The following is a 19,330-nucleotide window of genomic DNA, read 5'->3' as shown; positions in this document are numbered from 1 at the left end:
TATAAAATTTAAATCCTGATTTTTGCTTGAATTTGTATTTGTTGGGTTTAATTCATTTTTTACGCGATTTGGGTTTAATATGGCTGAATTTTAAAAGAGGAACTTAAAAATAGAAATAATGCCAAAAACACTCTGTTATGAAAAAGAGATTGGGTCGGTATCTTGGGGTAATAGTTTTTCTTCTTATACTTATATTCCCCGTTGACCCTGCTGTCTTTCCGGTACTGGCAAAATATGTTGCCGCCGCCACGACACTGATGGTGATATGGTGGGTGACTGAGGCCATACCAATTCAGGCGACTGCCCTGGTCCCGATAGTGCTTTTTCCTCTTCTTGGAGTTTTAACCCCGGCAGAGGCCTGTGCACCCTATGCAGACAAGATAATATTTCTCTTTATGGGCGGTTTTATCATTGCAATGTCGATGCAGAGGTGGGGTCTTCACGAGCGGATTGCACTTCATATAATAAGTAAGGTGGGCAGCTCACCAAAGATGCTTGTTCTTGGTTTTATGCTTGCAACCGGTTTTTTGTCAATGTGGATCTCAAATACTGCCACTGCGATGATGATGGTGCCGATTGCAGTTGCAATTATCGCGACTATACTTCCTAAGTCAGATTTGAGCCTTGAGGAGATGAGTGAGACACAGAGGGATTTTTCAGAATGCCTTGTGATCTCAATTGCATATGCGGCAACGATCGGCGGGCTTGCAACTATTATCGGAACCCCGCCAAACGGGATATTTGTTGCGCAGCTCGATGCAATATTCCCTGATGCACCTTCGATTGATTTCTTCACCTGGATGAAGTTTGCATTCCCGATGGCATGTGTGCTGATGCCCCTGGCATGGCTGTGGCTGGTATATGGGCCGTACAGGAAAATGCCTGATAAAATTTCGTCCGGGAAAGACCTTATTCAGGATAAGTTAAAGGGCCTTGGTAATATGAGTGCGGGTGAGAGATGGACGCTTATTATTTTTGTCTCTACAGCCATTGCCTGGATTATGAGAACTGAGAAGCATATTGGGGATATTGTAATTCCGGGTATTAGCACATATCTTCCATTTGTGGGTGATTCCACAATTGCTATAGCCGGTGCACTAATGCTCTTCCTTCTGCCGGTTAACCTTGAAGAGGGTATATTTACGATGAACTGGGAGTGGGCAAAGAAGATCCCATGGGGCATTCTTATTCTCTTTGGAGGGGGTATATGCCTCTCAAAGGCCTTTATTAAGAGCGGACTTGCCGGAGTTATTATGGAGCATATGACATTCCTTCACGGACTGCATATAATTATTGCAATTCTGGTTGTTGGTTTAATCGTCTCGCTGCTGACTGAAGTCACATCCAACACTGCAATGGCATCAGTTATGATGCCGATAATGGCAGTTACTGCGGTCAGTATGGGTGTTCATCCGTACTATCTTATGCTTTCCGCTGCATTTGCATGTTCAATGGCATTTATGCTGCCCGTTGCAACCCCTCCGAATGCTGTGGCATACGGTTCAGGTTATGTGACAATGCGTGATATGATGAGAACCGGATGGATACTGAATCTGATCGGTATTTTTGTTATGACTATCTTCATGCTCACTGTGATCACATGGGTGCTGGGCCTTACTCCGGAGATTCCTGTCTGGGGGCTTGAACCTGTGACCGGTGTCTGAGTGAGCACCAGATACTCACCATATTATTTTATAATTATAATTGCGGTTACAATTATAATCTCTCTGGTTTACTTAATCACATTATTCTTATTATCTGTGGATTCTATAGTTGTTAGGTATATGAGAAGAGAGAAGTTTATATCAGGCGGACTTGAGGGGGCAGGTGTTGAGGGAAAGAACAGGAGAAAGTTAACCTCAAAAGAAAGTCATGATAATGAAGATAAAGACCTGGTGGATGCAGGTTTTGGGCGTACCGGCAAACCTCCGGTAAAAAAGAGCTCAGGTTCGAAGATCAAATCTGAGGATCCGTTTTATACAGGTTTTGGAGAGTCGGGGCCTGGTAGAAAAGGGCATTGTGCTGATAGATCAGTAAAAGAGAGAGATGGTGATATATTTTCAGACGCTTTTGGCTCAAAGGAGATGTCGGGAGGGAGATCTTCTGGGAGTAGCAGAAAATCCGGGGGCTTTGAGGAGGATAATAGCAGTGGTAGTGGTGATTTTTCCGGTAACGTGAATATTGATTCACCTGCCAAATCCAAAAAGAATAAAAAAAGTCCTGAGAATGATCCCTTTTATACCGGTTTTGGATATACAAACCAGAGGGAGGATGATAATATCAGGCAGAGTGAAAATGAACCTCAGAGGAGAGAAGATTTAATGGAAAGTCCTGGCAGAACTTCCAATGAGGTAAAGGATGAGATCAATTTTGTTCATAATAACAATGATATTTTTGAGAATATAATCCCGGAAGAGGAAACTGATAAAGATGCGATCATGGAGTCTTTTGCAGAAGATATCAGGCCGGAAAAGAGGTTTATGACTTCTTCAGTCTTTGACAGAGATGTTACTGAAAAACCCGAAGAGGCAAAGCCGGTAAAAAGTTTTTCAGTATCTGACCGGGATGATGATGAAATACCCAAACCGGATAAAACGGTTAAGAGATCATCAATATTTGAGAGAGATGATGATGATCTCTTCAGTGTTTAAGCATTTTTCAGAATATTTAACCTGAATATTTTATTTTTCCGGAATATTACATCCCTGATCAGTCTGGGAGCATTGTACAGGGGTAATATGTCTGGGTTGTGCAGCGGATAGGGGTATATCAGCCTTTTTTCTTCGTTATTCTGATGTCTTCTCTCTTATCCACAACTATCTCCCTTTCCCCGTTATAAAGATCGACAGTTCCTGTTATCTCAGCAATATCATTCTTCTGAACTGAGAGATTGTATTCCTCTCCTCCCGGAATGAATACTTTTACACCGGACACATCGAGGATTATATGCCCGCCGGATTTTGTCCTGTCTATTGTGTTAATTTCACCCTTTAGAATTACCAAATTGCCTGTTTCTGATTCATTTGAATAAATTTCTGCAAATTCTGACTTGTCATAACCTGAGATGGCAAACTGTGCCAAAAAAAGGACAATGATCACTGCGGCAAGAATTATAAGGGCTGTCTTCTCTTCTCTCTCAAATAACATGGTTATATTCTCATTTTCTCTGTTTATAACCTGAAATTCCGGAAATTAACCGGCCCTGATGCAGGTGGGTCTGATGTTAATACATGTGCAGAATGGTCTGTTTCATCAGTTTTCAGGGTTTTAATATCACCACCTCTCTGGAATCTATCTGCGGCGGGACTGTCAGGTCTTCCTTCAATGGAATACCTGTACCTGATGAAATTTCAACCCCGAAATTTGCTCCCGGCGGTAGTGAACTTCCTGGATAGACCAGTATATCAAATATTTCGTTAGACTCAATCAGATAGTCATCATCTGCATCCTGAAGCGGGATATAGCCTGATCTCTGTGCAACTGTCCATGCAGGTTTCTCAAGCGGATTTTTTTCAGAATAGGTAAGGGTTTCACTGCTGCCGCTGTAATATACCATTACTGTAAAACTTCTGATGTCAACCGGATTTTTTGTGTATGAGGATATGGTTGTCTTGACCGGCAGCAGTATGCTTCCGAGTTTTCTGCTGTCAGGTCTGGCGGTATAGAGTTCTACACCGTCAAATGTTCCGCATATGTCTTCGTAACCGGAGATGCTGCCTTCAGTATAGATGACTGTAGTTTCTCCTCTGACACTCCCTGATACAATTCCGCCTGTAATCTGTGCATCAGAACCAAAAAATGCACTGTATATTGTGCCGCCGAAGAGGCCGATAAATATCAGGAAAAGTCCTGTAAGGATAAGCAGTTCAAGTACAGTCATACCTTCGGAGTCAGAGTGCATATTGATAATCTAATAGTTGGTTGATATATATTTAATATTTGACAAAGAAGGTCTCTGTTTTCTGATCATGTAATATTCTCTACTGCTGAAGAGGTGTAATGTAATATCAGTCTGCCCTGATAATAAGGGGTGCAATTCCTTTTGTTCCAGAAAATATGTTGAATTACAGGCTATATTTTTGTGCCTATCAGTAGTGATCTAAACTTTTAAATATCATATGATTCAGATCATTGAGCTATATAATGAAAGTCAAGACCATCTTAATTATAATTGCCGTAATTGCGTTTGCCTGCATTGTAATTCCGCCTGCAATCTCTGAAAATACTGAACTGAGATCGGGGATTGGAAATGCACTTGCGGGAAATCTGATTGAGCAGAATAAGTATGATCTTGCGGTTATGACAACAGACTGGGTTTTGGAAGCGGATTCGTCAAATATTGAGGCACGTGAGATGAAGGTTGATGCACTCTGCGGCCTTGAAGAGTACGAGTCGGCATCAGAGATGCAGAAATTTATTATTGCAGACAAAGGAGCCCTGGCAGATAAGAGCGATCTGTACAAACTTGCTGAATTAAGTGCAAAGTCGGGGGATCTTGCTGAATGTGTGGAAGCCTATGAGATGGTTGTTGATATGTATGATTTCTCATCTATGGGTGCGGACACAGTCGAAGGAGAAGATGAGACCTCCTACCATGAGAAAGCAGCAGTGCTTGTAAAGCTTCAGAGGTATGATGAGGCAATTGCCTGCTATAATTCAGTACTTGAGATCAATCCTTCCAGCTCAAAGGCCTGGATCGGCCTTGGGGATGCCTATCTCTACAAGTCCCTCTATGATAAGGGCCAGCTCAAGGATATGTATAAGGAGCTTGGTAAGGTTCCGTCAGAGAGGGATTCGGTAAAGAGAATAGATTTCTCCTCTTTTGAGTCGCACAGAAGGGCGGTTGAGGCATATCAGAAGGCTGTTGAGATTGATCCCCTTGTATATCCGGCGGTTGCTGCCAAAATTATGGGCAGTTATGAGAAGAGTATCAGCAGTTACCAGGACATCCTGGAAAATCTCTGAATAATTATCATTTTTTCATGAAACATTATCATCAAACGTCCTGATGTTTCATCCATTATCTGTATGCAGGCAGAAATGCCGGTACTGGGTGAATTTTTGGAATATTTCCGGTTTATCTGCTAATCGCTGGTTTATGTATGACTTTTTGCTTAATTCAGATCTTTGCTTATGATATGTGACAGCTGACAGGATATTTCAGTATATTGGATAAGTGAACTACCTCTGGGCTAAAGACCCAGAGGCTTCCTGCTTCATACCCCGAACCATTGTTCGTAAGTCCACAGGCCCTTCCCCTCGTTCCAAGGGTGCAAAGATATTATATTCCAATTAGATTCTGTCTATCTAAAGCAAATTTCCTGATATTTATTGCGGCATTAATATCCCGGTCATGATGTATCCCACAATCCAGACAAATCCAGTCTCTATCAGATAAAGTCAAGTCACGGTTGTAATATCCACATTCACTACAGATTTTTGTAGATGGTTCAAATTGTCCAATCCGTAAGATAGTTTTACCTTGTTTTTGTGCTTTATATTCCAATTGAGTAACAAATGAACTCCATGATGCATCAGCAATATGTTGTGCCAGTTTATGATTTTTTAGCATCCCTTCAACATTCAAAGTTTCCAGAGCAATTGCTTGGTTCTCGCATACTAATCTAAAAGAGAGTTTGTGCTGGAAATCGCTTCTTTGATTGTGAATTTTTTCATGAATTTTTGCTACTGCATTTTTTGCTTTATTTCTGTTGTTAGAACCTTTTTGTTTTCTACTCAATCGTTTTTGCAACACTTTCATTCGGAGAATTGACTGTTTCAAATATCGGGGATTCTCAATCTTTTCCCCATTGGAAAGTATTGCAAAATCTTTGATACCTACATCAACACCCACAGTTGTATTTACATCAAAACATTGTGCAGGAGGTTGCTCCTGCCCATCATCTATCAAAATACTAATAAAAAATTTGCCCGTTGAGGTGACTGATACTGTTGCAGTTTTTCCGGGCTCCTTCATATTTCCTGTGTAATTTTGTTTTAACCCATCCAATTTTAGGTAATTTAATTTTATGAGTATCAAAATTCACAATATAATGTTGTGGAACTGAAAATGACTGCACTGGATTTTTTCGGGATTTGAATTTTGGAAATCCTTTCTTTTCCCGGAAGAAACGAGTAAATGCATTCTCAAGATTTAACAATGCACTCTGTATTGATTGCGAATTAACATCTTTCATCCAATCATGCTCTGATTTCAAATCAGGTAGCATTTTTTGTAATGCAAATCTCGATATTGATTTTCCATCTGTTTCATAAGTTCGGATCTTATTTTCCAGACCCCAATTGTAGATAAACCTACAGGCACCGAAATGCTGAAAGAACATTTTCTCCTGTTCTTTGTTAGGATAGATTCGGTATTTGTAGGCTCTCAACATTCATATTTGACTTGATTATAACCACATATATATCTTTTGTTAATATGGATTACAAACAACGCAATCACAGTAAATTCCTTCTTATGTATCATGTCATTTTTGTATGCAAATATCGATGAAATGTAATAATTGGATATGAAAACGATCTAAAACAAATTTTGAATTGTATTGCATCCAAATCTGATTTTGATATTCTAGAAATGGAATGTGACAAAGATCATATTCATTTACTCATTGAAAGTTATCCAGAAATTAGTATCTTATCAATAGTCAGACGATTGAAACAAGAATCCACGTTCAATATGTGGAAACAACATGGGGATTATTTGAAGTTATATTATTGGAAAGAACATACATTATGGAGCGATGGATATTTCTATTGCACAATTGGAAATGTTAGTAAAACTACAATTACGAAATATATACGAGAACAAGGATAATGTCGCTTACACCCCCTTGGCTAAAGACCAAGGGGATTTACGCTAAATTTTTAAAAAATTATATCTGTTATTCAGACTGAAGAAAATTATGAAGTTCACGAGTGTTTTTTGTGCTGTTGCAGTCGTTCTGTTTGGTGTCTGTCTGGTTTTGTCATCCGGCTGTACTGGTGATCGGGGGGGCGATCTGAAATCAAAGGTTCAGGAGAGTGATCTCAGCGGCAGTGATATATCCGGCAAAGTCTCTGACAATCCTGAGCTTCAGGAGATTGAGGAGAAGCTTCTGGCAATTGCAGAAGTCTGGGCCGTCTCTGATGTTGCATGTGAGGGCAATACATGCACGGCAGTTCTTGAGAGTGAAAACGGTGATAAGGCAGTAATTGCAGCAAGCGTTTACCTTACTAAAGCTGAGGCTCAGAATGCCTATGATGCTGAGAAAGGGCAGTATTCCGGGTTTAAAATGGTCGAGATTGATGCCGGGGACGAGGCATATGCCTGGACCGAACGCAGGATCTCACAGGTGGGGGTTATAAAAGCCAATGCCGTTGTCATCGTTGATTTTGAGACCCCTGGAGGCATAGGCGGTTCATTTACTGAGGCAAAAGAGCTTGCAGAAGAGGTTGAATCCGTTCTTGCAGAGTACCAGTAAGAAATCCCGATTTTTCCTGAATCAATCTATTTTTCTCTGTTTTCTTCCGGGGATCCGGTTATGACGTAAGGTCCGGTATCTGGATTCAGTATGAATATAAAATTCCCAAAAAAACAGTCTAAAGATAATTCCGGCAGTAAAAAAACTGTAATTGTAGTTCGGATTATGCCGGTATTCTGCTTGTATAATTATTTCAAAAATATTTTTGGTTTATAAAAGTCCAAAGGACTTTAATGTGACTTCAGGATTGACTGCACCCACGCGGTATGTCTCCCCTTCGGTAAGCTCATTGATGATAACCTCTGCCGGTGAGAAGAGGGATGTATCAATCTGGTAGAAGTCAAAGTTTGCCTTCTTGAATGTGTCATAGAATGGTTCACCGTATGACGAAGACTTGTTGGATGGAATCTTTTCGAGATAGTCAGTGATTTCAGGTGCTCTCATGGTAAGATAGATCTGGCCGTGGTAGATGGTTGCATCATTGGTGCATCCCATTGCCCTTGTTGAATCCTTCTTGACTGGTGGAATTGGTGCAGTGCCCATTGCAGACTCGATCTTCTTTGTGTCAAACCCAAGTTCATTGAGTTTGTAGATTGCGGTCTCAACACAGCGTCCTGCGACCTGAATGGAACCAACGATGGATGCAGTAGGTGCAACAAGTGCGCATACATTTGTAACGTCAACACCGCATTTCTCTGCAATATGCTCCATTACTGCTTCGTCCGGGAGTGTGTCTGATTCAAGGCATATTACTGCATAATCTGATTCGTCCTCATATTCAATGACTTCATATGTGTGCTTTGGCATAAGTGAAAGTGCACGTGCCGGGCCGCTTCCCATTGCGAAGAATTTTCCGGACTTTACTGTCCACCCTGCCTTCTGTGCGCCAAGGCATGAAATTGAAGGGAAATCTGTGTTTACGTCAATAAACGGCATTGGTACGCCGTTAATCTGTCCATTGCGGAAAGTTACCTCTCCAAGTCCGCCCATGCAGATCTCTGTAAAAATTCTCCCTGCTGAGTAACCGCCTTTTGTATTTACTCCACAGTCAACAAATCGTGCGCCGTTGTTCAGCTGGTGGAATTCAACGTTATAATCTTCCGGAAACTCTGCGAGTCCCTCAAATATGTCCAGAGCAAGTTCATTTACACTAATCAAGAGTTAAACCTCCTGATTCATACATTGATCAAACAAAATAGATAATATTTGTCAAATTCATTTGGAGGTTTCATTTCCGGAGATTCTCTTTTATCTGGTCCGGCTCGTATCTCAGAGTGATAATTCTTGACCTTCCCCTGATACCTTTATAATTAATATTGATTATTCTGAGTGAGTCCAGTTTTTTTACTGTTTCGGTAAATCTGGTATAACCCATCTTCAGTTTCTCCTTTACTGTGATGAATAAATCTGAGGAGGTGATCTCATTATTTTCGCCTGCCAGATCTGAGATCATCTTTAGCAGATCCATTTCATCAATCTTCAGCGTCTTTAAGGTATTTTTCAGATGAATATTCTTTGAGACCTCATATGCGCGGCATATGTCGTCGATCTCAATTGTCTTTCTGGCATCCATCTCCGCATTAATACCCGCTCTCTTTAAGAGGTCAATTCCAACCCTGAGATCTCCGGCTTTCATCGTCTGTTCCACAACAATGTCAATAACAGCAGATTTGATAACATTGGGATAAAATCCCTGGTAAACTCTCTGAAGGAGAATCTCTTTCATTTCATCACTGGTGTATGGCGGAAAATAGATCTCATCAGGTCTGAAGACGGATGAGACTCTCATGTCAACTTCTTCCATCAGGTTGATGTCCATATCTGAGATTACAGTAATTATTCCTATTCTTACCCCTTTAACAGCTTCATGGGCGCGGAGAAGTGTGTAGAGAATTTTGTTGATCTCTTTTTCATAAAGGAGATAATTTGCATCATCAAGGCAGACTAAAAGGACAATATTTCTGTCCAGGATTATTTTGCAGAGCATCTCAAAGACAGTCTTGAAGGATGTGCCGGATGCCGGAATACTCTTTCCTGAAAGTTTATGGTATATCTGGGCAAAAATTGCAAATTTTGTATTGTCAATCTGGCAGTTGATATGCACCGGAACAAGCCTCTGTGTGTGTGATTCGATCTCGCTAAAAAGCTTTTTTATTGTCGTTGTTTTGCCTGTTCCGGGCAGACCTCTGCATATTGTATTTAACGGCCTTGAGCCTGACATTCCGGGTTTGATCTTAAAAGCCAGTTCTTTGATCTGGTTCTCTCTGAAATTGAACTGTTCCGGAATAAAATCTGTCTCAAATACTTCCGGGTCCCTGAATATTGTCTCATCCCACATCAGAAGATCTTTTGTCATGGCTTATCTCTCATCTCCGGAAATTCTGCTTCGTATATTATCTCTATCCTTCATCTTTTCATCCTGTCGAGGCATTTCCGGCAGAGTACCCTTCCGGCAATAACCTTTGAGGCATGCTCTGCCTTCGGTGTAACGGCAGAGCCGCAAATTTCACAGAGTGTGGTCTTATTTACAATTTTATTATTCTCTTTATACCGAAGAATTTCTTCCTGAATGTCTGATACTTTATCCGGGTCGTTCTCAGTTTTTCCGGATTTTTCTGTAATCTCTTCTTTTAAATCTGTACCTGATCTTATTTCATGCGTTTTTTTATCTTTCTCTTCCCCGCCGGGATTATATGTGGCTGTTATATCCGGATTTGATGCCGGGCCTGCATTCTCTTTTTTTGTATTGTCCGGTTCTTCGGGTGACAGAGACTGTTTATTCCCTTCTGTTTTTCCGGTAGATGTCAGGGACTGCTCTGGTTTTTGCCGGATTACTCTTCTTCTGTAACTGTCCACCCTTTTTTTAGTATCCGGATCATTATTGCCGAATTTTTCGAGAACTATGTCAAGATAATTTATAAGTTCATCCGGGCCGCATCCCTCTGAGATCTCTCCTTCTACCTCTACCCTGAGATTTTCATAATTCTCAAGGTTTACAGTAACTCCGATTTTGAGGCTCTTTTTATCTGGCATATTTCATATCCGGAAGTTTTTTTGTGTTTATTCCGCCTGCATTTCTCTTTGTTTTCAGGTACTGACATACCTGTTTTTTTAATCTTTCAGCCTCTGTTACTATATCTCCTGTGAAAAACTTCAATTTTTCATCTGCTGTCTGTGAACCTGCAGGCTCATGTATGACTATCATGAAACAGTGCACCGTTTCACCGTTTCATCTATAATGTGTGCAGGCAGAACCTGCCGGCACGTGAGTAACTTTTGGGAGATCTTTTTTATGGTATTTTTGGGCTGAATAGTGTACTATTTGTATTACTTAGACGAAATAATAATTACTGATCTCTCTGAAGGTCGGCAGATGATGAAAGTTACCCCCACTGACGGAGTTTATCTTCGTATGAAGAAGCAGGGATCTGATGCCGGCATTACTGTTCAGAGAACATTTTTTGATTATTTTTCATAATGTGAGCAATTAACAGGAGATTTTCACCCTAAGTTTGACAGTTCATGTATTTCCACCTATTTGTGGCAAAAAAGAATTTGACAGTTACATACTTTTGCAGAATAATCTATCAAAATCTCCTTAATTTGAGCTTAGATTTAATGTGACATGAACATTCTAAAAATAAAACTCCCATTTTACCCTTAAATTTGGTCAACTGTCAAATTCAATTCCGGCTTTTTTGGATATTTTGGGATTTAAAATGCCTTTATAGGTCAAGTGTCAAACTTGGGTTTCACAGACAATACTGTTCTCTCCCGGAAATGCCGCAGCTTCATCCTGATCCTCTTCTCAGATCTTCCCGAAAATTATCTTCATCAGGTCTTCAGAATTCCTCAGGCCGAATCCGCCTTTATCTGCAATTTCCTTTTCACTGTAGCATTCCGCATTGTCATGCCCCCTGCCGAGGACTGCGAATGGTACGGGATCTGAGGTGTGCGTCTTTAACCTGATCGGTGTCGGATGGTCAGGAAGCACTGCAATAATAGCATCCTCTGTATTATCAAGGATATATCCTGTGACTTCATCAACACTCTCAATTGCTTTTATCTTCTCTTCAGTGCTGCCAAGATGTCCGGCCTCATCGGGTGCCTCGATATGAAGGTATATGAAATCATATTTTTTGAGCGCGGAGACTGCATATTCTGCCTTTGCCATATAGTCAGTATCGAGATATCCTGTCGCGCCCGGAACTTCAATAGTATCCATGCCTGCGCAGAGGGCTATACCCTTCAGGAGATCAACTGCTGAGATCATTGCACCTTTAAATCCGAACTTATCCTCAAAGTTCTCCATTGCAGGTTTTTTCCCGCCGCTCCACGGCCATATGGAGGTTGCAGCCCTCTTTCCGGCACTAAGCCGCCTGGTATTTACCGGGTGTTCCTTAAAGATCTCCCGGCTCTCCTCCATACAATTCAGAAGTACTTCACTGTCCCTGCCTTCCGGAAGGTACGGCGCGATCTCCCGGTCCACTATATCATGCGGGGGGGTTGTGCTGCACCCTTCTCCGCCCGGAACCACAAGCAGGTTTCTGTAGCTCACTCCCGGATATCCCTTTGCTCTCCGGATTTTTTTGTTTAAGGATTCGATAAGTTCTTTTCCTTCTTCTCCGGATATATGTCCGGCTGAGAAGTCCTCCATAATCCCGTCTCTGAGGGTTACCAGATTGCACCTGTAGGCGATGTCATCCTCTCCAAGTTCTACTCCCATGCTTATCGCCTCAAGGGGGCCTCTCCCGGTATAGCACTCACCGGGATTATATCCGAGAACGGAGAGGTTTGCTATGTCACTTCCGGGTTCATAGCCCTCAGGTACGGTTTTGAGCATGCCGCATCTGCCTGTCTCTGCAATTCGGTCCATATTCGGGGTTTTTGCAGATTCAAGAGGGGTCTTTCCTCCAAGTTCTTCAAGGGGTTCATCTGCCATTCCGTCCCCGAGTATCAGAATATATTTCATAATTATATCTCAGTTCTCCCCGCAGATCTCCCTGATCGAGGATTTGCATGCCGCCCTGACAGCCCCTTTTGAGGTCTCTTCCGGAATCCAGCCTATACTTTTCATCTTCTCAACTGAGAGCTGCATCTTCGGGACATCGCCGACCCATCCACGGTCTCCGCCGGTATAGCAGAACGGCACGCCTTTGAGATTCATCTCTTCGGTGATTATCTCTCCTATTTCAGTGACACTAATCCAGTCCTCTGAGCCTATGTTGTAGAAGTTGAAGGTCTCATCTGAGTTCTCAACCGCAAAAAGCACTGCATTTACACATCCTGTTACTGAGAGGTATGATTTTACCTGCTTTCCGTCACCCAGAATTTCAAGTTCTTTTGGGTTCTCCTTTAATTTGTGTATGAAATCCCATATGACTCCGTGGTTGTTCCTCTCACCGATTATGTTTGCAAACCGGAATACCCATGCCTTCATGTTAAAGGAGTGGGCATAGGAGGCTATCATGGCCTCACAGGCCATCTTGGTGGCACCGTAGATTGATATGGGTATCATAGGCGAATAATCCTCAGGTGTGGGTATTACAGTCGCCTCACCATACACTGTTGACGTTGAGGTGAATACTATCTCAGGGACATTATGAATTCTCATGGCCTCAAGGACATTCTCGGTTGCGGCCACGTTGTTATCAAAGATGGGTGCCGGAGTGACTGCGCTTGCCCTTACATCCGGATCAGCGGCAATATGATATATCCTGTCAGCGCCGGCAAATGAATCCTGCCAGCCGTCTGAGAGAAGATCGGCCTTCAGGAACTCAATTTTTCCGCTCTCTATGTGTTCTGTTATATTATCCAGGTTTCCTGAGCTTAAATTGTCAATTATGAGGATTTTATCTCCTCTTTTTACAAGGGCATCCACAAGGTGTGATCCTATGAACCCGGCTCCGCCTGTGATTACTGAATACATTACTGGAATATATGTGCTGCCTGTAATTTTTTATTTCTGCTTATGCCGGAGATGAGTGACCTGTTGCTGAGCTTAGAAAAGTGTCAGAAGTATGATTACAGCAATGAGCATCATCCCGTTTCTCAGAGCCGTTGAGATTATCATAACAGAAGCCCCGGTTTTAGGGCCAAAGATTGCTGCGTATGATGAGCCATACCATTTTATGCTTCTTGTAACACTCGTTAGTATATTTCCTATGAGCAGCGTGGTTATAATCTCTGCCGGAGTTAACTCACCTCCGTTTAAGAGAGCAGAAGCAACACCTGCGCCTGCGATAAACGATCCAAACTGCGCTGCAATAATCGCAAGTGCGGCTGTTGGTATTGGGAAGAGGAAACTCAGGTTTTTCATTCCGTTTCCAAGCTGATCAAATATTCCCAGATTTATAAGAACTGATACAATAAGCAGTGTCGGGATGGTGATTGAGAGAATTTTTATGAGAGGCTTTTTTGAACTTTCAATAGCTGTTTTTAACGCAGCTTTCGAGGTTATGAACTCTACACTTCCTCTCTCCTCTTCAGGGATATACTCCCTCTCCCTGAATTTAAATCTTCCATACAGCATGACCACTCCGGTCTTTCCAAACCCGACAGCCATAAGTATCAGGAAATAGAGAATCCCTGTAAATCCAAGAAGTGGGATATAAACAGGGAGAAGATAACGCCAGTGCATAACTACGGTTGGAAAGGAGTTCATGACAGAAGCTACAATCATCTCTTTTTCTGAGATCAGCTCCTTATCTTTATAATTTACAAGCATGGTGTTTGCAGCTTTCGGGGATATAAAAGCCAGGAGAAATGAGGTTCCGCATATATCATTCAGATTTGCAAATCCGGTCAGAGGTTTTGTCCATTTTGCAATCTTTCCGGTAATCTTCTTTGCAATCAGAAACTCTGCAAATATTACTCCCGGAATCATAAAAGGAATCGTCTGGAGAGAAAGGTTTAGGAACTGTATCAGTGTCTCCTTAAGAAAATCCAGTGCTATCAATTCATAATCTCCCGGAGATTATTTTCTTCTTTTTTAGAGGCATTTTTATTTAAGGAGTAATTTATTTAATTTTTAATCCGTACCTGTCTGAACTCCCTCTGTTTGTTATGAAATAAGTTATTAAAAATATTACTATATTCAATTATTAGTTCAAATTAATTTTACTTAATTACAATGGTTTTAAATATTGTCTGATTGATCGGGTATATTATTGAGTCCGGCACTCATTCCGGGGGCTAAAAAGATCATTATATCTGAAAGTTTCCTCAAAATTATTATAATCTCCATTCTGCTGGCTCATTTAAGATGCAGAATGGCTTCTATATGGTTTTAGCAATAAACCGCCCTTAATTTCTGAGGTGTATTCTCATATGACAGAAATAAATCCCGTAAATATAGTTAAGAGAGGCTTTCAGGGACTTCAGATTCTTTTTGTTGCATTCGGTGCACTTGTCCTTGTTCCCCTTCTTACCGGCCTTGACCCCAATGTGGCACTCTTCACCGCCGGGGCAGGCACGCTGATATTTCAGCTGATTACAAAGATGAAGGTCCCAATCTTTCTGGCATCCTCCTTTGCCTTTATTCCGGCGATAACATACGGTGTGGCAACATGGGGTATTCCGTCAACCATGTGCGGCCTTGCCGCTGCGGGTCTCTTCTATGTCCTGTTAAGTGTCATCATCACGATCTTCGGTGTAGAGGTAATAAACCGGGTATTCCCTCCGATTGTGGTCGGCCCTGTCATTTCTGTGATTGGTCTCTCTCTTGCACCTGTTGCAGTCGGGATGGCACTTGGAAAATCCGGAGATTTACAGGTAATACCTGTTGAGACCGCCCTCATTGTGGCAGGGATATCCCTCATCACAACTCTGGCAATATTTATGTTTACAAAAGGGTGGCTGAGGCTTGTGCCCATTCTCTTTGGCATTACGACTGGATATCTGGCTTCCCTCTGGTTTGGTCTTGTTGACTTTTCATCACTCGGAAGCGCGGTATGGATTGGACTGCCCAATTTCGTTTTTCCTGAGTGGAACCTTGCAGCCATACTATTCATAGTCCCGGTTGCGATTGCACCTGCAATTGAGCATTTTGGTGATATTCTGGCGATTGGATCAGTCACAGGTAAGAACTACCTCAAAGATCCGGGTGTGAACAGAACAATGCTTGGTGATGGTGTAGCTACATTCTTCGCGTCATTTGTGGGCGGTCCTCCAAATACTACATATTCTGAGGTTACCGGTGCAGTGGCACTGACAAAGGTATTTAATCCCTGGATCATGACAGCAGCTGCCATCATTGCAATAATATTTTCATTTATCGGAAAGATCGGGGCATTTTTGCAGAGCATTCCCGGCCCGGTTATGGGTGGTGTTATGATACTCCTCTTTGGCCTTATTGCAAGCCTTGGAATTGATCAGCTAATTAAAAACAGGGTGGACCTCTCAAAGCAGAAGAATATTGTAATTATTTCGTTAATTCTTGTCACAGGAATCGGAGGACTCTTTATTCCAATCGGTGAATTTAAGCTTGCAGGCATTGGCCTTGCGGCAATAATCGGTGTAATTCTGAATCTTGTACTTCCGGAGGATGTTAAAAGTAGTGAGGAGGCGAATAATTAACAATGTCTGTTCACTCTTTTTCGCACCCTCTTGTGACACATAAGGTCAGCCTTCTGAGGGATATGAAGACAAACTCAAAGGATTTCAGGGATATCGTCACTGAACTCACCATGCTTCTTACCTATGAAGCTACAAAAGATCTTGAACTCTCAAAGGATTTCATAACCGGATGGGAGGGTAAACCTGTTGAGGTTGAGAAGTATCTGGAGAAAGATCCTTCCATCATTCCTGTCTTCAGAGCAGGAATCGGGATGCAGGAGGGATTTATGAATCTTTTCCCTACTGCCAGAATCAGCTATATCGGCTATTACAGGGACCATGAAACCCTTCAGCCGATGAAATATTATGCAAAGCTCGCAGATGAGATCAGTGAGAGAACTGTATATATTCTTGATCCAATGCTCGCAACCGGAGGAACAACCTCGGCTGTCTGTACACTCTTAAAAGAGGCAGGCTGTCAGAAGATCAAAGTGCTCTGTGTTATTGCAGCGCCTGAAGGCATTGAGAGGATGGAGAAGGACCATCCTGATGTAGTCATAATTCCGGCAGTTATTGACACTAAACTGGATGAGAACGGGTATATCGTGCCGGGTCTTGGAGATGCGGGTGACCGCCTCTTTGGTACAAAATAATATTTTTTTAACTTCTGATTATTATGAATGATAAATTATCAAGCTTTCTTCCGGTGTACATCAAAGGCATACTTATGGGTGTCTGTGATATAATTCCGGGTGTATCCGGCGGCACAATGGCTCTTATAACCGGGATTTATGAGAGGCTGATTCGGGCTGTCGGCAATATCGAACCTGAACTTCTGTTAACTTTCCTGAAGAGGGACTGGGACGGATTCTCAGAAGAGCTGAAGAGAATTGACCTCTTATTCCTGATTGTTCTTGCCGCAGGAATAGGTACGTCCTTTATCCTGATGTCACGTGTCATCCTGGTTCTTCTGAATAATTATTCGGCAGAGACATATTCTTTCTTTTTAGGTCTGATAGCTGCGTCTGCGGTTGTGATTTTCTCGGGTTCAGGCCCTGTCTCAGTAAAGACAGTCTCAGGGCTTATAGCCGGAATTTTAATCGGCCTTGCTGTATCCGGTCTTAGTGCCGTTGATCCTGGTCACAGCCTGCCCGTCCTCTTCATTACAGGGGCTTTTGCTATATGTGCAATGGTGCTTCCCGGAATTTCCGGTGCGTACATTACAATGATAATGAGCCAGTATGAGTACATGCTCCATGCGATAAAGACACTCTCTGTGATTGATATTGCGGCATTTATGGGTGGTGCGGTAATTGGTATTCTTCTCTTTACAAAGGCTCTTAAATATCTGATAAGTCATTACCATGCCCTCATGCTGGCAGTTCTCACCGGATTTATGCTTGGTTCTTCCAGGATGCTGTATGGCAAAGTCATTGAGGATGGTGGTTTTGACGGAGGCATTTATCTCTTCCTTATTCTCGGAATTTTTGTCATTGCTCTGATAGAATTTATCAGAAGGCGATATGGTGCTTAAAGTTCACAAAACTGAATATTTTCTGGTTTTTTAATGTTAATGAGTGAGTCCGGAGGAGAATGAACATTTTTTTACTGACTACCAGATCTTTCTGATAAATCAGTCAAAGATGCAGAAAATAAGGATTTTTAATCTTTCAGGTAGGAATTCTGCCCGTTTAAACTGGCGAAGTTTCCCTGATAAAAGCCGTTTTACCGGATAAATTTTAGTTTACAGGATTTTTTCCGGTCTCGTGCTTATATTCTGGTTTATGTTATGGACAGATGTTCTGGTTTATTTTTCTTTCCGGAATGGTCGTGAATTCCGGATTATGATTCGGAATACTTTAGTTTATCTCCTGACACAGACTTATGGTTACTGGAGTCTGTTTCTCCCTGATTTTAATGGATACTATGTCATATACCTTAATCAGGTTCACTTTCTGGTGCTTTTGGTATTGCAGACTGCCGGCCGGACGGGTCAGGTAATTGTCCGGCGGGCAGTTCTACAATAGTAATATCATAGTCATGTGTTATGAACTTTACTCAATTTTGTATGATTTGTGGTAAATGAATTAATTAAATCTATTTACTATAATGGTACTCCAAGCATTAATAGTAAGAACAGGATAAAGTCATATGTACTGTGGGTCACTGCACAGAATGTTGTATTGTAGCGCGTTCTTAAGAGCCCGAATAGAATTCCGGCGATGAAAACCGTAATTATGCCATCCCAGTTGTACTGAAAGGCATGTAGGGCGGCAAAGAACATGGCCGAGAGTATTATTCCGTATCTTGGCTGAAGAACTCCCCTGACTGCAATCTCTTCGCCAAAGCCTGCTGACAGAGATGCTGCAATTATGCCCGGAATTGTGAGGTATGGTGAGAGCAGGAATTCAAATTTGTCGGTGTCTGTAATATTCCATCCTAAGAAATTCCATATTGCCGTCACTATTTCATCAAGGGCAGTGAAGAGGAGAACAAATACTGCTCCGATTACCAGTGCCGTCAGCACCTGCCTGACCGTTGGCCTTTCAAGCCCGATTCTCCGCAGCATGCCCCTGAGATCTCTTTTTAAGAAGAGTCCGGCAGCGGTAAATGATCCTATTGTCATCCATATGAGGCCGTAGATATCAGCTCCTACTGTACCGGAAATAAATTCCGGATCTGATACTACTGAGCTTAAAATTACATCTGACAGAAAGGGTGGTTCACCTGTGACTGTAACCGGGATTATGAGAATCAGTACCACTGACAGGACAATAACAAGTCCTGATGCATGAAGGAATGATTCAGGGTCAATTGGAATGTAGTGGGAGAGGTACCTGCGTAACGGTCTCAGATAGCAGAGGCAGGATATAATAAAACCAAGAAATGAGAGGAGAATTATCTCAAGTGACTGTATGATCTTTTCAGTGTCCATTGAGTCCGTTATTGTATTGATATTTCCGGTTGTCAGAAGATTTGCAGGCATTATTCCCATTATACCTACAAATACGGATATGAGGGCTATACCTGCAATTAAGGAGATGATATACAGTGCCGCCAGAAGTTTTGGAATTTTGCCGGAATCTGCGAGATATGCAAGTACTGCTGCAAGGACAAAGGGTGATACCTCAAGTGATGCGGTTGCAAAGGCGTTTGCCTCACCTCCGGGCCATTGTATCACTGCGAAGAGGGAGAATACTGCGAAAAAAAGTACAAGCGCAATTACTCCTTTTTTGTTGAAATATTCATTATTGTTCATTTGGTCATCCGGAATGTTACATTAATCTCTTATT

20 protein-coding genes and 1 pseudogene are annotated in these 19,330 nt (G+C 41.9%); 9 read left to right on the top strand and 12 right to left on the bottom strand.

Annotated features, from left to right (window positions below):
- Positions 1 to 137 precede the first annotated feature (137 nt).
- Entirely contained in the window at positions 138 to 1,664 is a 1,527-nt protein-coding gene (locus L6E24_RS07815) for an SLC13 family permease (protein WP_257741431.1), read from the top strand.
- On the top strand, positions 1,665 to 2,651 hold the full coding sequence (locus L6E24_RS07810; protein ID WP_257741430.1) for a hypothetical protein: 987 nt from the start codon (positions 1,665 to 1,667) through the stop codon (positions 2,649 to 2,651).
- 118 nt (positions 2,652 to 2,769) lie between these two features.
- Here L6E24_RS07810 and L6E24_RS07805 read toward each other — a convergent pair whose 3' ends face one another.
- Together L6E24_RS07805 and L6E24_RS07800 are read right to left on the bottom strand one after the other, a co-directional pair.
- Positions 2,770 to 3,147, bottom strand: coding sequence for an OB-fold nucleic acid binding domain-containing protein (locus L6E24_RS07805; RefSeq protein ID WP_257741429.1), 378 nt, complete (start codon positions 3,145 to 3,147; stop codon positions 2,770 to 2,772).
- Between the two features lie 112 nt (positions 3,148 to 3,259).
- A complete protein-coding gene (locus tag L6E24_RS07800; RefSeq protein ID WP_257741428.1) occupies positions 3,260 to 3,901 on the bottom strand; it encodes a hypothetical protein in 642 nt (213 codons plus the stop codon).
- A gap of 242 nt (positions 3,902 to 4,143) precedes the next feature.
- Between L6E24_RS07800 and L6E24_RS07795 the strand changes: the two genes are divergently transcribed.
- Positions 4,144 to 4,965, top strand: a complete 822-nt coding sequence (locus L6E24_RS07795) for a tetratricopeptide repeat protein (RefSeq protein WP_257741427.1) — start codon at positions 4,144 to 4,146, stop codon at positions 4,963 to 4,965.
- A 316-nt stretch (positions 4,966 to 5,281) separates the two neighbouring features.
- On the opposite strand, the gene L6E24_RS07790 is transcribed toward L6E24_RS07795, so the two are convergent.
- Together L6E24_RS07790 and L6E24_RS07785 are read right to left on the bottom strand one after the other, a co-directional pair.
- A complete protein-coding gene (locus L6E24_RS07790; protein WP_257741426.1) occupies positions 5,282 to 5,977 on the bottom strand; it encodes an RNA-guided endonuclease TnpB family protein in 696 nt (231 codons plus the stop codon).
- Positions 5,916 to 6,344: a helix-turn-helix domain-containing protein gene (locus L6E24_RS07785; RefSeq protein ID WP_257741425.1), complete on the bottom strand. Its 429-nt coding sequence runs from the start codon at positions 6,342 to 6,344 to the stop codon at positions 5,916 to 5,918. The genes L6E24_RS07790 and L6E24_RS07785 overlap by 62 nt, the downstream gene beginning before the upstream one ends.
- Before the next feature lie 95 nt (positions 6,345 to 6,439).
- Between L6E24_RS07785 and tnpA the strand changes: the two are divergent.
- Both tnpA and L6E24_RS07775 read left to right on the top strand, forming a co-directional pair.
- A pseudogene (gene tnpA, locus L6E24_RS07780) lies at positions 6,440 to 6,835 on the top strand (IS200/IS605 family transposase).
- 88 nt (positions 6,836 to 6,923) lie between these two features.
- Positions 6,924 to 7,481: a hypothetical protein gene (locus L6E24_RS07775; protein WP_257741424.1), complete on the top strand. Its 558-nt coding sequence runs from the start codon at positions 6,924 to 6,926 to the stop codon at positions 7,479 to 7,481.
- A 210-nt stretch (positions 7,482 to 7,691) separates the two neighbouring features.
- On the opposite strand, the gene mch is transcribed toward L6E24_RS07775, so the two are convergent.
- From mch to L6E24_RS07755, 4 genes are all read right to left on the bottom strand, one after another.
- Positions 7,692 to 8,639, bottom strand: a complete 948-nt coding sequence (gene mch / locus L6E24_RS07770; protein ID WP_257741423.1) for a methenyltetrahydromethanopterin cyclohydrolase — start codon at positions 8,637 to 8,639, stop codon at positions 7,692 to 7,694.
- 70 nt (positions 8,640 to 8,709) lie between these two features.
- The gene (locus tag L6E24_RS07765) at positions 8,710 to 9,837 is read right to left on the bottom strand and encodes an ORC1-type DNA replication protein (RefSeq protein ID WP_257741422.1); all 1,128 of its coding nucleotides are present in this window, start codon (positions 9,835 to 9,837) and stop codon (positions 8,710 to 8,712) included.
- Positions 9,838 to 9,887: 50 nt separating this feature from the next.
- Positions 9,888 to 10,514 (bottom strand): hypothetical protein, encoded by a 627-nt coding sequence (locus tag L6E24_RS07760; RefSeq protein ID WP_257741421.1) that lies wholly within the window; start codon positions 10,512 to 10,514, stop codon positions 9,888 to 9,890.
- The gene (locus L6E24_RS07755) at positions 10,504 to 10,686 is read right to left on the bottom strand and encodes a hypothetical protein (protein WP_257741420.1); all 183 of its coding nucleotides are present in this window, start codon (positions 10,684 to 10,686) and stop codon (positions 10,504 to 10,506) included. The genes L6E24_RS07760 and L6E24_RS07755 overlap by 11 nt, the downstream gene beginning before the upstream one ends.
- Positions 10,687 to 10,803: 117 nt before the next feature.
- Here L6E24_RS07755 and L6E24_RS07750 point away from each other — a divergent pair, with 117 nt between their 5' ends.
- A complete protein-coding gene (locus L6E24_RS07750; protein ID WP_257741419.1) occupies positions 10,804 to 10,959 on the top strand; it encodes a hypothetical protein in 156 nt (51 codons plus the stop codon).
- 330 nt (positions 10,960 to 11,289) lie between these two features.
- Here the strand turns inward: L6E24_RS07750 and L6E24_RS07745 are convergent, their stop codons facing one another.
- From L6E24_RS07745 to L6E24_RS07735, 3 genes are all read right to left on the bottom strand, one after another.
- Entirely contained in the window at positions 11,290 to 12,453 is a 1,164-nt protein-coding gene (locus tag L6E24_RS07745) for a cofactor-independent phosphoglycerate mutase (RefSeq protein WP_257741418.1), read from the bottom strand.
- 9 nt (positions 12,454 to 12,462) lie between these two features.
- The gene (locus tag L6E24_RS07740; RefSeq protein ID WP_257741417.1) at positions 12,463 to 13,410 is read right to left on the bottom strand and encodes an NAD-dependent epimerase/dehydratase family protein; all 948 of its coding nucleotides are present in this window, start codon (positions 13,408 to 13,410) and stop codon (positions 12,463 to 12,465) included.
- Positions 13,411 to 13,482: 72 nt separating this feature from the next.
- Entirely contained in the window at positions 13,483 to 14,439 is a 957-nt protein-coding gene (locus L6E24_RS07735) for a nucleoside recognition protein (protein ID WP_257741416.1), read from the bottom strand.
- Between the two features lie 371 nt (positions 14,440 to 14,810).
- On the opposite strand from L6E24_RS07735, the gene L6E24_RS07730 reads away from it, so the two are divergent.
- From L6E24_RS07730 to L6E24_RS07720, 3 genes are read left to right on the top strand one after another with little or no spacing between them, the layout of a single operon-like run.
- Complete coding sequence (locus L6E24_RS07730; RefSeq protein WP_257741415.1) at positions 14,811 to 16,058, top strand: uracil-xanthine permease family protein; 1,248 nt, start codon at positions 14,811 to 14,813, stop codon at positions 16,056 to 16,058.
- A 2-nt stretch (positions 16,059 to 16,060) separates the two neighbouring features.
- Entirely contained in the window at positions 16,061 to 16,690 is a 630-nt protein-coding gene (gene upp, locus L6E24_RS07725) for a uracil phosphoribosyltransferase (RefSeq protein ID WP_257741414.1), read from the top strand.
- A gap of 23 nt (positions 16,691 to 16,713) precedes the next feature.
- Positions 16,714 to 17,571 carry a DUF368 domain-containing protein gene (locus L6E24_RS07720; protein WP_257741413.1) on the top strand — a complete coding sequence of 286 codons (858 nt, stop codon included), beginning with the start codon at positions 16,714 to 16,716 and terminating at the stop codon, positions 17,569 to 17,571.
- A 570-nt stretch (positions 17,572 to 18,141) separates the two neighbouring features.
- Here L6E24_RS07720 and L6E24_RS07715 read toward each other — a convergent pair.
- Positions 18,142 to 19,296 (bottom strand): CPBP family intramembrane glutamic endopeptidase, encoded by a 1,155-nt coding sequence (locus L6E24_RS07715; protein WP_257741412.1) that lies wholly within the window; start codon positions 19,294 to 19,296, stop codon positions 18,142 to 18,144.
- Positions 19,297 to 19,330 lie beyond the last annotated feature (34 nt).

This window comes from Methanoplanus endosymbiosus (genome assembly GCF_024662215.1).
GTDB lineage: Archaea > Halobacteriota > Methanomicrobia > Methanomicrobiales > Methanomicrobiaceae > Methanoplanus > Methanoplanus endosymbiosus.
This window is presented reverse-complemented; position numbering and strand designations above follow the sequence as displayed.

Bases quoted from the DNA above. Each gene is read 5' to 3' on its own strand.
- L6E24_RS07745 (WP_257741418.1), bottom strand. From the start codon at position 12,453: ATGAAATATATTCTGATACTCGGGGACGGAATGGCAGATGAACCCCTT.
- L6E24_RS07775 (WP_257741424.1), top strand. From the start codon at position 6,924: ATGAAGTTCACGAGTGTTTTTTGTGCTGTTGCAGTCGTTCTGTTTGGT.
- L6E24_RS07715 (WP_257741412.1), bottom strand. From the start codon at position 19,296: ATGAACAATAATGAATATTTCAACAAAAAAGGAGTAATTGCGCTTGTA.
- L6E24_RS07740 (WP_257741417.1), bottom strand. From the start codon at position 13,410: ATGTATTCAGTAATCACAGGCGGAGCCGGGTTCATAGGATCACACCTT.
- L6E24_RS07755 (WP_257741420.1), bottom strand. From the start codon at position 10,686: ATGATAGTCATACATGAGCCTGCAGGTTCACAGACAGCAGATGAAAAA.
- L6E24_RS07790 (WP_257741426.1), bottom strand. From the start codon at position 5,977: ATGAAGGAGCCCGGAAAAACTGCAACAGTATCAGTCACCTCAACGGGC.
- L6E24_RS07800 (WP_257741428.1), bottom strand. From the start codon at position 3,901: ATGCACTCTGACTCCGAAGGTATGACTGTACTTGAACTGCTTATCCTT.
- upp (WP_257741414.1), top strand. From the start codon at position 16,061: ATGTCTGTTCACTCTTTTTCGCACCCTCTTGTGACACATAAGGTCAGC.
- L6E24_RS07815 (WP_257741431.1), top strand. From the start codon at position 138: ATGAAAAAGAGATTGGGTCGGTATCTTGGGGTAATAGTTTTTCTTCTT.
- L6E24_RS07795 (WP_257741427.1), top strand. From the start codon at position 4,144: ATGAAAGTCAAGACCATCTTAATTATAATTGCCGTAATTGCGTTTGCC.
- L6E24_RS07805 (WP_257741429.1), bottom strand. From the start codon at position 3,147: ATGTTATTTGAGAGAGAAGAGAAGACAGCCCTTATAATTCTTGCCGCA.
- L6E24_RS07720 (WP_257741413.1), top strand. From the start codon at position 16,714: ATGAATGATAAATTATCAAGCTTTCTTCCGGTGTACATCAAAGGCATA.
- L6E24_RS07730 (WP_257741415.1), top strand. From the start codon at position 14,811: ATGACAGAAATAAATCCCGTAAATATAGTTAAGAGAGGCTTTCAGGGA.
- L6E24_RS07785 (WP_257741425.1), bottom strand. From the start codon at position 6,344: ATGTTCTTTCAGCATTTCGGTGCCTGTAGGTTTATCTACAATTGGGGT.
- L6E24_RS07760 (WP_257741421.1), bottom strand. From the start codon at position 10,514: ATGCCAGATAAAAAGAGCCTCAAAATCGGAGTTACTGTAAACCTTGAG.
- L6E24_RS07765 (WP_257741422.1), bottom strand. From the start codon at position 9,837: ATGACAAAAGATCTTCTGATGTGGGATGAGACAATATTCAGGGACCCG.